Source organism: Hymenobacter chitinivorans DSM 11115 (genome assembly GCF_002797555.1).
GTDB lineage: Bacteria > Bacteroidota > Bacteroidia > Cytophagales > Hymenobacteraceae > Hymenobacter > Hymenobacter chitinivorans.
On the sequence record NZ_PGFA01000001.1, the window covers coordinates 2,517,297 to 2,532,459 of the forward strand.

The 15,163-nt window shown below is 62.8% G+C and carries 9 protein-coding genes; 4 read left to right on the top strand and 5 right to left on the bottom strand.

What is annotated here, in order from left to right; all coding sequences use genetic code 11:
- Both CLV45_RS10690 and CLV45_RS10695 read left to right on the top strand, forming a co-directional pair.
- A complete protein-coding gene (locus tag CLV45_RS10690) occupies positions 1 to 1,779 on the top strand; it encodes a chloride channel protein (protein ID WP_100336342.1) in 1,779 nt (592 codons plus the stop codon).
- Positions 1,780 to 2,094: 315 nt separating this feature from the next.
- Complete coding sequence (locus CLV45_RS10695) at positions 2,095 to 3,336, top strand: BaiN/RdsA family NAD(P)/FAD-dependent oxidoreductase (RefSeq protein WP_100336343.1); 1,242 nt, start codon at positions 2,095 to 2,097, stop codon at positions 3,334 to 3,336.
- A 7-nt stretch (positions 3,337 to 3,343) separates the two neighbouring features.
- Here the strand turns inward: CLV45_RS10695 and CLV45_RS10700 are convergent, their stop codons facing one another.
- Entirely contained in the window at positions 3,344 to 3,610 is a 267-nt protein-coding gene (locus CLV45_RS10700) for a hypothetical protein (RefSeq protein WP_100336344.1), read from the bottom strand.
- A 250-nt stretch (positions 3,611 to 3,860) separates the two neighbouring features.
- On the opposite strand from CLV45_RS10700, the gene CLV45_RS10705 reads away from it, so the two are divergent.
- A complete protein-coding gene (locus CLV45_RS10705; RefSeq protein WP_170061839.1) occupies positions 3,861 to 5,312 on the top strand; it encodes a diadenylate cyclase in 1,452 nt (483 codons plus the stop codon).
- A 277-nt stretch (positions 5,313 to 5,589) separates the two neighbouring features.
- Here the strand turns inward: CLV45_RS10705 and CLV45_RS10710 are convergent, their stop codons facing one another.
- Positions 5,590 to 6,579: an aldo/keto reductase gene (locus CLV45_RS10710; RefSeq protein ID WP_100336346.1), complete on the bottom strand. Its 990-nt coding sequence runs from the start codon at positions 6,577 to 6,579 to the stop codon at positions 5,590 to 5,592.
- Positions 6,580 to 6,713: 134 nt separating this feature from the next.
- Between CLV45_RS10710 and CLV45_RS10715 the strand changes: the two genes are divergently transcribed.
- Positions 6,714 to 7,232 carry a DUF4112 domain-containing protein gene (locus tag CLV45_RS10715; RefSeq protein WP_100336347.1) on the top strand — a complete coding sequence of 173 codons (519 nt, stop codon included), beginning with the start codon at positions 6,714 to 6,716 and terminating at the stop codon, positions 7,230 to 7,232.
- A 204-nt stretch (positions 7,233 to 7,436) separates the two neighbouring features.
- On the opposite strand, the gene CLV45_RS10720 is transcribed toward CLV45_RS10715, so the two are convergent.
- The 3 genes from CLV45_RS10720 to CLV45_RS10730 form a co-directional block, all read right to left on the bottom strand.
- Positions 7,437 to 10,049, bottom strand: coding sequence for a M14 family zinc carboxypeptidase (locus CLV45_RS10720; RefSeq protein WP_211289924.1), 2,613 nt, complete (start codon positions 10,047 to 10,049; stop codon positions 7,437 to 7,439).
- Positions 10,050 to 10,353: 304 nt separating this feature from the next.
- Complete coding sequence (locus CLV45_RS10725; protein ID WP_100336349.1) at positions 10,354 to 11,709, bottom strand: RagB/SusD family nutrient uptake outer membrane protein; 1,356 nt, start codon at positions 11,707 to 11,709, stop codon at positions 10,354 to 10,356.
- 198 nt (positions 11,710 to 11,907) lie between these two features.
- Positions 11,908 to 14,937 (bottom strand): SusC/RagA family TonB-linked outer membrane protein, encoded by a 3,030-nt coding sequence (locus tag CLV45_RS10730; protein ID WP_100336350.1) that lies wholly within the window; start codon positions 14,935 to 14,937, stop codon positions 11,908 to 11,910.
- Positions 14,938 to 15,163 lie beyond the last annotated feature (226 nt).

The following is a 15,163-nucleotide window of genomic DNA, read 5'->3' on the forward strand; positions in this document are numbered from 1 at the left end:
ATGCCCAAAACCTTACTCCACCGAACCCTTAGCCCCCTGCTGCTGTGGCGCTTACGCCACGTCAACGACCGGGTGTACCTGATTCTGGTGAGCGTGCTGGTGGGCGGCCTGGCGGGTCTGGCGGCCGTCATTCTCAAAACTTCGGTGCAGAAAGCTCAGGAGCTGCTCTACTCCTGGGTGCCCGAGCAGGACCGGGTGTTTGCCCTGTTTCTCTACCCTATCATTGGTATTGGCCTCACGGTGCTCTTTACGCGCTACGTGCTGGCCGGCTCCCTGAGCCGGGGCATCGGACCCATCATCTACAACATTGCCCGGCAAAGCAGCATCGTGCCGCGCAGCAAGCTTTACTCCCAGCTCGTCACCTCCTTCCTAACCGTCACCTTCGGCGGCTCGGCGGGTCTGGAGGCCCCGATTTCGGTGACGGGCTCGGCCCTGGGCTCCAACCTGGGCCGGATTCTGCGGGTGGGCCGGCGCGAAAGGCGGCTGCTGGTGGGCTGCGGGGCGGCGGCGGGCGTGGCGGCCATCTTCAACAGCCCCATTGCCGGAGTGTTGTTTGCCGTCGAAGTTATCCTCTCGGAGCTGTCGGCCCCGTTTTTCATTCCGCTGCTCATTTCCTCGGCCACAGCTACGGTCGTATCCAAATCGTTGTACGCGGGCCAGCCCTTCGTGCTCGTAACTACCACCTGGCCGGTGCAGGGCATCCCGTTCTACATTCTGCTGGGCTTGCTCACGGCCCTGCTGTCGGTGTACATGATCCGGATTTACTTTCTGGCCGACAAGTACTTTGAGCGCAAAAAAGGCGTGTTTCTTAAAGTGCTGCTCGGCGGCCTGGCCCTGGGCATCATGGTGTTCATTTTCCCCCCGCTCTACGGCGAAGGCTACAACACGGTGCAGCTGCTGCTCAGCGGCCACCCCGAGCGGCTCACCGACGCGTCGCTGTTTTCGGTGTACCGCGACGAAAACGTGTGGACCCTGCTGCTCGTGGCCGCGGCCAGTATGCTGCTCAAAGTGTTTGCCACCTGCATTACGGTGGGCTCGGGCGGCAACGGGGGCATGTTCGGCTCGTCCCTGTTTGCCGGCGCCCTTATCGGCTTCATTGCCGCCCGCCTGATTAATCTGAGCGGCCTCTACCCCATTTCGGAAGTGCACTTCGTGGTGCTGGGCATGGCCGGCACCCTGGCCGGCGTGATTCACGCCCCGCTGACGGCCATCTTCCTCATTGCCGAAATTACCGGCGGCTACGCCCTGTTTGTGCCCCTGATGGTGGTGTGCTCCAGCTCCTACCTCATCACCCGCTACTTCGAGCCCTACTCGGTGTACACCCGCAAGCTGGTGACCCGCGGGGTGTACATGCACGCCGACCGCGACCGGAGCCTGCTGGCCCAGCTCGACCCAATGTCGCTGATCAGTACCGACTTTCTGCCCGTGAGCCCCGAAAGCACGCTCGGCGAGCTGGTCACCGTGTTTCGGCACGCCACGCGCAACCTGTTTCCGGTGGTCGACGGCGGCGGGCGGCTCGTGGGCATCGTTTCGCTCGACACCGTGCGCGACGCTCTCTTCGACGACGAGCACTACAATACCACCCGGGTGCAGGACCTAATGACGCCCCCACCGGCCTTCGTCAACCCCGACGACACCATGCTCGACATTCTGCGCTGCATGGACCAGCTCAACGCCTGGGCCCTGCCCGTGGTCAGCAACGGCCGCTACGCGGGCTTCATCCTCAAATCCGCCATCCTGGCCAGCTACCGCCGGCAATTGCTCAAGGAAACGGAATAGGGCGTTAAGGTGCGAATGGGGAGGAAGGTGCTGATGCTCGTCTGTCATTGCGAGGCGTAGCCGTGACCATCCGTCCTCTGCGCAGTACGACCTGCCCTTTTACCAAAAAGCCCTTTATTCCAGCCGGAGTAAAGGGCTTTTCACAGTAGAACACTCCGCTCATTTCAGAGGATGGATGGCTTCGCGCTGCTCGCCACGACACGCTTTTTTCATCTCGCACATTTTTCACATCTCGCTCATTCGCCACACTAAACCATTCGCACATTCCACCACATTCGCACCGGAGCACATTAATCCCTCGTACCTTGCTGCTGCATGGCACCTATTTTATCAGCGCCTTCCGTGGCCGTAGTCGGTGGTGGGCCGGCCGGCTTGCTGGCCGCCCAGCGCCTGGCCGAAGCCGGCTATCCGGTCACCGTTTTTGAGGCCCAGCCCACCGTGGGCCGCAAGTTTCTGGTGGCCGGCCACGGGGGCTTCAACCTGACCAACGCCGAGCCCCTGCCCGACTTCAGCCACCGCTACGGCGCCCGGCAAGCCGATTTCGACCGTTTCCTGAGCCACTTCACCCCCACCGACCTGCGCCAGTGGCTCCACAGTCTGGGCATCGAAACCTTCGTGGGCACCAGCGGCCGGGTATTTCCTACCGACGAATACAAGCCGGCCCAGGTGCTGCGGGCCTGGCTGCAACGGCTGGCGGCGCTGGGCGTGCAGCTACGGGTGCGCCACCGCTGGCTGGGCTTCACGCCCGAGCGGGCCCTGCGCCTGCGCGACGAAGCCACCGGCCAGGAGTTCAGCGTGCAGCCCGCCGCCACGGTGCTGGCGTTGGGCGGGGCCAGTTGGGTTAAAACCGGCTCCGACGGGCAGTGGACCAGTCTGCTCAGTGCCTGGGGCGTGACCCTGGAGCCGTTTGCGCCGTCCAACTGCGGGGCGGAAGTAGCCTGGTCGGAGTTTTTCCGGGTTAAAGTGGGCCGCGCCCCACTCAAGAATATTGCCCTCGAATGCGGCGGGCAAACCGTGCGCGGCGAGCTGCTGCTGACCGACTACGGCGTAGAAGGCACCCCAGTGTACGCCCTGACGCCGCCGTTGCGCGCGGCCCTGCAGACGCCCCAGTCGGCCCTGCTCTACCTCAACCTGAAGCCCGACCTGACGGCCGAGCAGCTCTGGCAGAAGCTACGAGCCCCGCGCAATGGCAAATCCTTGGCGGTTTACTTGGAGAAAACTCTACGGCTAGGCCCGCCCGTCCCGACGCTACTGCGGGAGTTGGCCCCGGCCGAAGCCGGGGCTTCCCCCGAATCGTTGGCCGCCCTGCTGCAGCGCCTGCCCGTTCCCGTAACGGGGCTGCGGCCCCTGGACGAGGCTATTTCAACGGCCGGCGGGGTAGCCTGGCCGGAAGTTGACGAAAACCTGATGCTACAAAAACTGCCGGGCGTGTTCGTGGCCGGCGAAATGCTGGACTGGGAGGCACCCACCGGCGGTTATTTGCTACAGGGCTGCCTGAGTACCGGGGCCTGGGTGGCCCGCGGGATACAGCACTGGCTCCGGCCCCAACCGGCGTAGCGCGGCACTACTCCTCGTCCGGAATTTCGACACCCCGGGCCCGGGCTTCCGCCTTGGCCAGAATGCCTTTGGCCTCGGCCAGCAGCTGCTCGCCCCGGTCCATTTCCTTGCGGTAGAGCAGGGCAAAGAGAATGAAAAACGACACGATGGGTAGCACGCACCCCAGCGCAAACCACAGCCAGAACGAGCGGCCGTAGCTGTAGGCGCAATATCCCGTGGTAAGCGGCAGGAAGGACAAGGCGCAGAAGAAAGCCAGCAGGATATCAATAAACATAACGGGGCCGTTGGATGCTGACAGGGTAAGGGCCGGGCGGCGGCGGGCGGCTACCTAAGGTACGGTTCTGGCCGGCCATAGGCAAAGAAAACCGCGCCTTTTTGTAGGAGCTTAACCGCCCCACGGCCCGGATGTTGGGTGGCCCGCGCCGAATGTTGGGCCGGGCAAACACCACCTTATACCCTGTTTTCCCGTACCTTCCGCAGTACGCCCCCTTCCTCTCGTTTGTCTGCCCGCCCCCCGAATGCCCATGTGGGACCATCAAAGCCTATTCCGTGTCACGGCCCAACTCTTCGCCGACGGCATTTTCAACCTGCTCGACCGCAACCTCAAACCCGAAGTTTTCCTGCTTGGCCTCGCCTCCGCCCGCGAAACCGACGAGCCCCAGGCCGTTGTCATTGAGCCCGCTACTCACCGCTACTCCCCCGCCGACTTTGCCGAAGTAAAAGCCCAGGCCGCCGCCCTCGAACCCGACGGGCCCCGCGACATGGTCTACCACCTGTACTCCACCGACCAGGACCGCTACGAAAAGCTGCGCTGGTACGATTTGATGCGCCGCTCGGCCCTGCACATCCTCACCGACCTAAGCGAAGCCCGCGGCGAGGACCGCATCAGCTTTTGCTCGTTGCCGGTAAGCTTGCACGGGTATCTGGTAGTCGTGGTGCTGCAATTGTCGAGCGAGGCGTATCACAGCTACTATTCCCTGCCGGTAGTGCAGCGCGGCACCCGCTCGCCGTCGTTGCTGAATGCGGCCGTCTACGAGTTTCTGCAGGATTGCTCCCGGGCCCTGCGTGAGTCGGATACGGATGAGGACCGGCCCGTGCTCGACCGGGACTACAACGAGGTGTTGCGCGCCGCCGGCCGCCGGTTTATGCTGCGCGCCGCCGCCGGCAGCCACGGCCTCTACGATGCCTGCAACGGGGTGGCCGCCCTGCGCCACGAGGGCGACGAAGGGGTGGGCACCATGCTGGTGGCCCGCCGTCACCACCCGGCCGTAGTGCCCGTGCTAACCCTGGAAACCCCGATTCCGCTGCGCGACCACCGCTCGATCCGTAAGCTACTGGAGCTCAGTGAAGGGCGCACGTCCCTCATTACCGATGCCTCCGACGTGTTTGGGCTGGGCCACGTGGTAGAGCCCAGCGACCCGCACTACGAGCCGCTCTTTACGGTGCATTTTACCAAGCACTACAGCTGGGAGCTCAGTCACGCGGGCCAGGTGATGATGAAAGTGGTGTCGAATACGCCCCGCCTGCCCCAGGGCCGCGTCGATGCCGAAAACTTTGCCCGGGCCGTAGGGCGCATTTTTCCCCAGGTCGATGAGCCCGGGATTGCCTACCTCTGGGAGCTTACCCAAAACGCCACCAAGCAAACCAACGGCACCATTCTGGTTATTTCCGAAGGCGCGGCCCAGGAAGCAGTGCGCCTCACCCGGCAGTGCTTCCGCGTGACGCCCCGCATCATGACGCCCTCGGTGCTGCGCCTGGTGACCAACATCGACGGGGCCGTCTTCATCGACCCCACCGGGGTGTGCTACGCCATTGGGGCCATCCTCGACGGCCTGGCCACCGAGAAAGGCGACTCCTCCCGCGGCTCCCGCTTCAACTCGGCCGTGCGCTACGTGGAAAGCAGCCGCTACCCCTGCCTGGCCATCGTCGTCAGCGAAGACGGCCTGATTGACCTGCTGCCCCCGCTGAAACGGTGAAATGGTGAAGTTGTGAAGTTGTGAATTGACGTTCAACGACCCCTGTCATTGTAAGGCCGAAGGCCGTGGCAAACCGTCCACTGCGCAGGTAGACTCTTCCTTTTACCAGAAAGCCCTTTCCTACCGCGTGTAGGAAAGGGCTTTTTATAGTAGAGGGCGCAGCATATTTCGGCAGACGGACGGCTTCAGCCTTTGGCTTGGCAAGAACAGGGAAGAATATGCCTCCGGCGCCAACCGAACATCAACTCACCATTTCACAAGTTCGCCATTTCACCCTTTAGCCATTCACGGTGCGCATCATCTGCTCGGGGTAGCGCGGGCCGGCGGCTATGCCTTTGGGAGCAATTTCGTCGAGCTGGCTCAGCTCATCCGAGCTGAGCTGTACTTGCAGCGCGCCCAGGTTTTCTTCCAGGTAGCTAATGCGCTTGGTGCCGGGAATCGGGACGATGTCCTGGCCCTGAGCCAGCACCCAGGCCAGGGCCAGCTGGCTGGCCGAGCAGCCTTTCTGGCCGGCCAAATCCTTGATGCGGGCTACCAGGTCCAGGTTTTTCTGGAAGTTTTCACCCTGAAAGCGGGGTGTGTGGCGGCGGTAGTCGTCCTGGTCGAGGTCGTCGAACGTCTGAATCTGGCCGGTGAGGAAGCCGCGGCCCAGGGGGCTGTAGGGCACAAAGCCGATTCCCAGGTCGTGCACCGTAGGCAAAATTTCGTCTTCCGGGTCGCGGCTCCAAAGCGAATATTCGGTTTGCAGGGCCGAAATCGGGTGCACGGCATGGGCCCGGCGTACGGTGTCGGCGGCGGCTTCGGAGAGGCCCAGAAAGCGCACTTTGCCTTCTTCCACCAAGCGGCTCATGGCCCCCACCGTTTCCTCGATGGGCGTGCTGGGGTCGACGCGGTGCTGGTAATACAGGTCAATGTAGTCGGTGCCGAGGCGCTTGAGGCTGCCTTCGCAGGCCTGGCGCACGTACTCGGGCCGGCCGTTTACGCCGCGCTTGGTGGGGTCATTCGGGTCGCGCTGAATGCCGAACTTGGTGGCCAGCACAATTTGCTGGCGCCGGCCCTGGAAGGCGCGGCCCACCAGCTCTTCGTTGAGGTAAGGCCCGTACATGTCGGCCGTGTCGAAAAAGGTGACGCCCAGCTCCTGGGCCCGGTGCAGGGTGAGGGTGCTTTCGGCGTCGTCGCGCTGGCCGTAGAAGTCGGACATGCCCATGCAGCCCAGGCCCAGGGCCGAGACGCGCAGGCCTTGCTGGCCCAAATTGCGAGTTTCCATGTAGTGTGGTTGGTTGTGGTGAAACAGTAACGAGCAGGTATAACCTACGAGTCGCCGGATTGATTGGCTGCGCAAAGTAAATCCGCCTTATCGTTTTGGCGGGTCGTGCGTTAAAAGCACAAACTCATTCGATTATGGCTACTCCGACCCGACAAACCAATATTCCGACTGCCGCTGCCACCTTCGACCAGGACGAGCGGCTGCGCTGGGTGGAACGCGTGGCCCGCCTCATGGACAGCCAGTTCGTGCTGCCCGGCACCTCCTTCCGCTTCGGCCTCGACCCAATTCTAGGCCTGCTGCCCATCGTCGGCGACTTATCCACCTTTGCCGTGTCGGGGGCCTTGCTGATGACCATGATGCGGCACGGGGCCAGCGGGGCCGTGGTAGTGCGCATGGTGCTCAACATCCTGATTGACACCATCGTGGGCGCCATTCCCATCCTGGGCAACATCTTCGACTTCGCCTATAAAAGCAACGACCGGAACGTGGCCCTGCTGCGGGCCCACTACGCCGAGGGCAAGCACAGCGGCAGCGGCCGGGGCCTGCTCACGGTGGTGCTCATCGGCTTTTTGATCTTCCTGGCCGCCCTCATCTGGGGCCTCTGGACGCTGTCGGCCTGGCTCTGGCAGTACGGCAGCCAGCACTGGTGGTAAAGCTCCAGTGGAAGCTGCGTACTGCCCAAACCAGGCCGATATTTTTTGTTGAGGTCTAGGACGGCGTGAACGATGTAGAGACGCATACTTGCGTCTCAATCGTTGCTGATGTTACAACTATTGTCGTTCAACGACAAGACGCAAGTATGCGTCTCTACATCGTTCAGCAAGCATACATAGTTGTTTGTGCAGTGCGCTACCTGTCTACTCCTGCTCTTCTTCGGCTGAAATAGCGGCCGGGCCTTCGGGCAGAGTCAGCAACGGACCCAGCAATAGGGCGTTGGCAAACAGGCGGGACGTGCCGTGCCAGTAGTGGCGGAAATTGGGGTCGTCGGCGAAGAGCACGACCCGGCCGGCTCCGACTTTGCTCACCACCACGGCCGCCGAGCTGCTGATTTGCTGCAGGTTGCCCTTCGAGACGTAGCCGCTTACCAGCGGCTTGGCCGTGTACTGGGCTACGGTAGCGTAGGGGTTGCGGCTGGGCTTGAGGAAGGTGGTGCCGTTGCGGAAGACGTAGAGCCGGCGGCTGGTCAGCCCGAAGCCGATGGGGTTGGTAATGTCAATGTCGGCCGAGTAGATGGAGCCGGCAATAGCCCGGGTTCCCTCCTGCTCCTGCTGCACGAAGTCGGCGCGGCGGGCCAGGGCAGCTTTGTCTTTGACTCCGGCCGTGGCGGTGGTATCGGCCCAGCCGCCAGAAGCCGGAATCAGCAGCTTTTCCTTGACGATGCCCTGCTTGATGGCCCACTCCGAGGCGTTTTTCAGGGTGATGAGGGTGCCGCCGTCCTGCACCCACTGCCGCAGCCGGGCCACGGCGGCTTTGTCGAGGCTGGCGTAGGTGCCGCCTACCAGCACCAAGCTGGTGTAGCGGCCCAGCGGGGCCCGGCCGAAGTTGCCGACTTCAATCCGGCTCAGGGGCACGCCTAGCTGCTGGCTGGCCACAAACCAGGCCTCGCCCACTTCCGAGGCATTAGTGCCCTGGCCCACCAGAATAGCGGCCTTGGTTTCGGGCGCCGTACGCACGTTGTTGGAGCCCAAATCAATACCCTTGGCGCTAAAGCCCGTGCCGACGCTGGTAAAGGTGACCTGGTTTTGGCGGCTAATGCGGCTCACAATCTGGAAGACGGAGTCGGCCGGCAGCTTCTGGGCCGCTACCGGAATGACCAGCGTGCCGTAGCCAAAATCGGTGGAGCTTTCGGCCGTGCCGGCGCTGAAGGGCTTGAAGCTGACCTTGGCCACGAGGCCGGCCCGCTGCAAAGCCGTCAGGCTGCGCGGGGCGTTGTAGTCGGACCAGGGCAACAGGTAGGCGTAGGCGCTCTGGCCGCCGCGCACGGTGCCGTTCAGGGGTTTGACGGCCTGCACCGGTGCGCCTTGTACCAGACTGGTATTCTTCTGCTTAGCTACCGCCAGCCCGTAGGCGTGGGCCTGACTCCAGCCGGTTACGTCGTAGAATACACTGTCGTGAAAGGCGGTCAGCTCCTCAAACAGGGAGTTGACGATGCGGTACTGGGGCTGGGCGGTGGGCACCACGTAGGCCTTGCCTTTCTCAAACGGCTGCTTGTCGAGCGTGACGGATTTGCCCAGCTCGTGCACCTCGATTTTGTGCTGGAGCAGCAGGCTTAAGAACTTGTTGGTCAGCGTCTCGTCCTGGGCGTTGCCGAAAACGTAGGCTTTGGTCGGAAACTTGCGGGCGTCGCTTAACGCCGAGGCAAAAAACTCGCGCTGATGCTTCAGATACAGCTCTTTTTCCTCTACTGCCCCGCGCACCGTGGCCAGGCCGGTAGCCACGTGGTTGCGAATCGTGAAGGGAAACGTGACCACGCCGTTGGTGCCTTCCTGGGCCAAACCCCGGGAGCTGCCCACTTCGAAGGTAATGCCCACCCCGCCCTGAAAATCGGGGTAGGTCGAGCCGTAGATGGGCGAAAGGTTGTCGAACTGCTCCTTGGTCCAGTACAACGAGCCCAGGTTGTCGAGGGCCTTGGCAAAGTACTTGGCCAGGTGCACGTTGAGCACTTCGTAGGTAGCCCGGGGTATCAGGTCGTTTTCGGTGCTGAAGGGCTTGGACGGCTCAAAGTAATACGTCCCGTTGGTGCCCATTTCGTGAAAGTCGATCATCACGTTGGGGTACCACTCGTGGAAAAACGCCATCCGGGCCCGGCTTTCGGGCTGGGTTAGGGCCAGCCAGTCGCGGTTCAAATCGGTGTAGAAGTGGTTGGTACGCCCGCCCGGCCAGGCCTCGGTATGTTCCCGGTCGAGCGGATCCGTGGGGTTGGGCCACGACTTATTCTGGTCAAACCAGTGCGAAGCCCGGTCGCGGCCGTCGGGGTTTTCCAGCGGGTCGAGAGTAATAACGGACTGCTCCAGCCACTGCTGGGTTTCGGGGCTGGTTGAGGCCGTCAGGTAATACGCCAGCAGCAGGGCCGCTTCGGAAGAAGAGCTTTCGTTGCCGTGCACCCCGAAGTTGAGGCTGACCACCACGGGCAGCTTGCCGTAATCCGGCGTGGGCTGCGCGGGGTCGACCAGGGCGCGGCGGGCCTGCTGCAAACCCGCCAGGCTCTGCTGATTCTGGGGCGCGGTGATGGTGGCCACCACCTGGGGCCGCTCCTCAAACGTCGTCCCAATCGTGCGTAGGCTCACCCGATCCGACACCCGGTCCAGCTCCCGCAGGTAGGCCACAATCTGGTCGGTGCGGGTGTAGTGCGTACCGATGGCGTAGCCCAGAAATTTCTCCGGCGTGGGGATGTTGGGGTCGAAGGTGCTGGCTTGGGCGGCGGGAAAAAAGTAGCTATTCTGGGCCGCGGCCGGGTTGTGGAGTGCCAAGCCCAAAGTCAGTAAAGCGGCAGAAGCGTAGGTTTTTAACATGGAAAAGGAAGTCGAAAGGAGTTGTATTTCGATACGTAGTCGACGGTCGTGTCAAGCAGCCCTAGCGCGACATCTGGCGGGCAGATGTGATTTGGCGTCTGTCATCCTGAGCTTGGCGAAGGACCTTACCACGCTAGAACAAGTCGTTCAACTGCTATAAGGTCCTTCGCCAAGCTCAGGATGACATATACCTTGGCAACGTCAGCACGCGAGATGTCTCGCTAGGGCTCGACAGGACGTTCTAAAGGGAGCCGCTCGGACCTTAATACCCCGGATTCTGCTCCAGGCTACGGTCGGCCACTAAGTCGTTGAAAGGAATGGGGAACAGCCAGCGGCGCTGGTCCGTGACGCCGAGCACGGTGCCGGCGCGGCCGGTGCGCACCAGGTCAAACCACCGGTCGGCTTCGAAGGCGAATTCGACGCGCCGCTCGTTTTCGATGGCCAACAGCAGAGCTTCAGCGGTGGCGGCTTTGCTGGGCTCTACTCCGGCGCGGTTGCGCACGGCGTTGAGGTCGGCCAGGGCGTCGGTGAGCTTGTTTTGCTTGGCACGGGCTTCGGCCCGGATGAGGTACTGCTCGGCCAGGCGCAGCACGTAGCTCGGGTCGTCGCGCTGGGCCGAGCGGCTGTAGAGGTTGCCGTAGGTCACGCTGCTGCCGTTGATGGTCGTGGAAGCCAGCAGGGCCGAGCGGCTGCCGCCGGTGGCCGGGTCGTTGAGCAACGTAATGGCGGCCGGCACGGGCTGGAAGTTGAACTGCCCGCCCAGGGCACTCGGGAACCAGTTGTTCCACATGCTGTTGGCGTCGGAGTTGCTGAAGGTCAACTCAAACACGGACTCCTGGCTTAGAAACGGAGCGGTGGAAATGGCGCGGTAGGGCGTCACGAGGCGGTAGTTGCTGCTGCCGATAACCTGGGTGGCGTAGGCTTCGGCCTCGCTCCACTGCTGGCGGTAGAGGTGCAGGCGGGCCCGCAGAGCCCGGGCGGCGGCTTTCACGGCCCGGTTGCGGGTGGCGGTTTCGGGTAGCAGGCTTTCGGCCTGGGTCAGGTCGGCCAATACCTGGTCGTAGGTCTGGGCCAGGGTGCTGCGGCGCAGGCCGGCGCCGTTTTCCTTGCTGCGCGTCGGCGTGAGTACCAATGGCACTCCGCCCCAGCCCCGGCCCAAATCGAAGTACACCAGGGCCCGCAGGAAGTAGGCCTCGCCGAGCAGCTGGTTTTTCTCGGCCGCCGGCAGCAGCGGGTCGTTGATGCCGGGCAGGGCGGCCAGCACGTTGTTGGCCCCGTTCACGGCCTGGTACATCTGGGTCCAGGCCTCGGTAATCAGCACGTTGTCGGCGCTGAGCTGGTTTTGGTCGATTTGCAGAAACTGGTTGAGCGTGCCGTTGAAGCGCACATTGTCGCCGGGCAGAAAGCCCAGTACGGGCCAGTTGAGCTGGTAGTACGCCTGCACCCGGTCGTAGACGCCAATGGTGGCCGAGCGGGCACTGCCGGCGTCGGTAATGGCCTTGTCGTCGGCGAGCTGCTGCACCGGCGTGGGCTCGAGCAAATCATCGCAGGCCGTGATGCTGAGCGTGGTAGCACCGAGCAGGGCCGCGAAAAACAGGTGGTGTATCGTGGATTTCATGGAAGTCTATTTTGATTTTATTCCGCCGGTCATGTCGAGCAAGGCGAGACAACTCGCGGGCTGAGGTTGTTTGGTCTGTCATGCTTCATCTGGCGTCCGCCCAGATGAAGCATGACAGAGGAAGTGGGAGTGCAGTCGAAGCGGTAGAAGTGTTTCGACCGGCAGCCGCCAGATGAAGCATGACGGCTTTTTGCTCTTCTACAACCCGACCGTGACGCCCACCTGGAAGGTGCGGGGCTGGGGCACGGTGGCCCAGTCGAAGTTTTTGGTATTGCTCACCCCGCTCTGGGAGTTGACCTCGGGGTCGAGGCCGGAGTAGGGCGTGAGGGTGAAGAGGTTAGCGGCCTGCACGTAGATGCGCACCGAGTTCAGGCGGGCTTTGGCCAGGGTTTCCTTCGGGATGGTGTAGCCCAGGGTGAGGGTGCGCAGGCGCAGAAAGGAGCCGTCTTCGAGGTACCGGTCGCTCAGGTTTTGCACCACCCCACCGTAGTTGTTGCTGGCTGCGTTGGTGGTCAGGCGCGGAATGTCGGTCTGGTCGCCGGGGTGCTGCCACCGGTCGAGCTGCTCGCGCAGGTAGCCGATGTTGCTCTGGGTGCCGCCGTGCACGAGGAAGAAGCGGTTCATGTTCATGATTTTGGCCCCCTGCTCGAAGTTGAGCGAGAAGCCAAAGTCCACTCCTTTATAGGTCACCGAGTTGGTGAGGCCGCCGAAGTAGTTGGGCCAGGCATTGCCCACCAGCTGCCGGTCGGCCACGGTGAGTTGGCCGTCGCCGTTCACGTCCTCGTACTGGGCGTCGCCGCTTTCGGGGTTGACGCCGGTTTGGTGGTAGAGCCAGAACGAGTAGAGCGGAGCGCCTTCCTCGAGGCGGAAAATGTCGCGGGAGCCGGTGGTAATGGGCGCGGCCAGCTTCTGAATCTTGTTCACGTTGCGGGCCAGGTTTACCGTCGTGCTCCACTGCAGCGGGCCTTTAGCCAGCCAGTTCACCGTGGCCTGGGCCTCAAAGCCCTTGTTGCTGACGGCCCCGTAGTTTTCGACTACCGAGGCAAAGCCGGTTTTGCGCGGCACCGGCACGTTCAGCAGCAGGCCCGAGGTGTACTTGTCGTAGTAATTCAGCTCCAGCTGCAGGCGGTTGTCGAGCACGGCCGCGTCGAGGCCCACGTTCCACTGCCGGGTGCTTTCCCAGCTCAGGTTGGGGTTAGCCAGTTGCAGCGGGGCCGTGCCGGGCAAGTCGAGGTAGTTGGCCCCGCCCTGCACCAAACCCAGGGCGGCAAAGTCGCTGATGCCGGCCTGGTTGCCGGTTTTGCCCACGCTGGCCCGCAGCTTGAGCTCCTGAAACACGTTGAGGCTCTGGATGAAGCTTTCCTCGCCCAGGCGCCAGCCCAGCCCTACGGCCGGGAAATAGCCCCAGCGGTTGTCGCGCCCGAAGCGCGACGAGGCGTCGGCCCGCACGCTCACGTCGGCGGTGTAGCGGCTCTTATAGGAGTAGGTGGCCTTACCGAAAAACGACACCAGCCCGGCCTGGGAGCGGGATGAAGAACCCGTCTGCGTAGCGGCCGAGGCAATGGTGGTCAAATCGTTGCCGGGAAACTGCTGGCCCAGCAGGCTGGTGCGCTGGAAGGTGTTGCGCTGCAGGGTATTGCCCACCAAAGCCTGCAACGAGTGGTTTTCACCCAGCTCGACGTTATAGTTCAGGGTCTGCTCGTTGAGCAACGTTATGTCGCGGGAGAGGTAGGACGAAGCCGTGCCCCGGGGCTGACCGGCCAGGATGAGCGTGTTGTTGAAGTTGTTTTCGTACATGTCGTTGAAGTCGATGCTCCAACTGCTGCGTAACGTCAGGTTTTTGAGGAAATGGTACTCGCCATACACGTTGGAAATGACGCGCGTGCCCACTGCGTCGTTGTTCAGCTGGTCAATCAGGGCCTGGTGGTTGTCGAAGGAGCCGTACTTGGCGTAGGAGCCGTCGGGATTATACACCGGCAAATTCGTGCGCGGAAACAGGGCCGAGTTGATGACGCCCACCGGGTTGTTGTCGTTGCTGCTCACGTTGCGGTGGGTGCGGGCCAGGGCCGTGCTGGTCCCGATGCGCAGCTTGTCCGTGACGGAGTTGTCCAGGTTGACGCGCAGCGAAAACCGGTCGAAAGCACTAGGCCGGGCAATGGATTCCTGCTGAAAATAGCCCGCCCCGATGTAGAACTGGGTTTTGTCCGAGCCCCCGGCCGCCGACAGCTCGTAGCTCTGGGTCTGGGCCGTGCGAAACACGTCGGAAAGTCGGTCGAAAGTGGGCTGCTCCTCGGGCAAGCCTCGCCCGCCGGACGCCACCGAGCGGTAGGGTAATTGCGCCGGGTTGCCGCCGTCGTTCAAAAACCGCTCATTTTCCAGCTGGGCCAGCTCGGGGCCGGTTACCAAATCGTACTGCTTGGCGGCCTTCGACCAGCCGTGGTAAGTATTGAAGGTGATGCGGGTTTTGTCACCGGCCTTGCCGCGCTTGGTCGTAATGAGCACCACGCCGTTGGCCCCGCGGGAGCCGTAAATGGCCGTGGCGTTGGCGTCCTTGAGGATTTCGATGCTCTCAATATCCTGGGGATTCAAATCGGCCAGCGGGTTCGACGACACCTGGTTGCCCAAGCCGGTGGCAATCAGGTTGGTGTTGTTGATAAACACGCCGTCGACGACGTAGAGCGGGTCGTTGCTGGCATTCACCGAGTTGCTCCCGCGGATGCGGATGAAAATGCCCCCGCCCGGCACCCCGGAGTTGGCCGACACCTGCACGCCGGGTGCTTTGCCCTGCAACAGCTGGTCGGGGCTGGCGGCGGGAATGTCCTTCAGCGCGTCGCCTTTCACCGAGCTAATGGCGCTGGTCAGGGTTTTGCGGTTCTGCTCGCTATAGCCCGTCACCACCACTTCGGATAGCTGTTTGACGTCGGCTTTCAGGGCAATGCGCACCGCCCCGCCCGTGGCATTCACGGTCTGGGTTTCGTAGCCCACCGCGCTGACCACCAGCGTACTGCTGCCCGCCGACAAGCTCAGCGTGAACTGCCCGCTCGGGTCGGTGGAGGCGCCAACGGTGGTGCCTTTCACTACGACCGTGACGCCGGGCAAGGGGCTGCGGTCGGTGGCGTCGGTAACGGTGCCGGTGACGGTTTGCGCCGCGGCCGACTGCGCCAGGCTCGGGCTGGCCTGGAGGCACACAATAGCGGCTGGCACCGCCAGAAGAGTAAAGGATTTCATAGGAAAATGGCGGTTTTGAAGAGCAAAATGCTCTAGTGCTCTCGGCCAATCCTGCCTGTTTTCAGCTACTCCGGACGCGTTTGCACCAAGCTACCAGTAGGTTGCGCAGCCAAACTCGACGACCCTAAAGGCCGGAATTTGCCCAGCGCAACGCTGCAAGCGAAGCCGAACGGGGGCGTGAGTGTCGCAAAAACAGGGTTCTTCCCTCCCGGTCCCAACTCGTGCA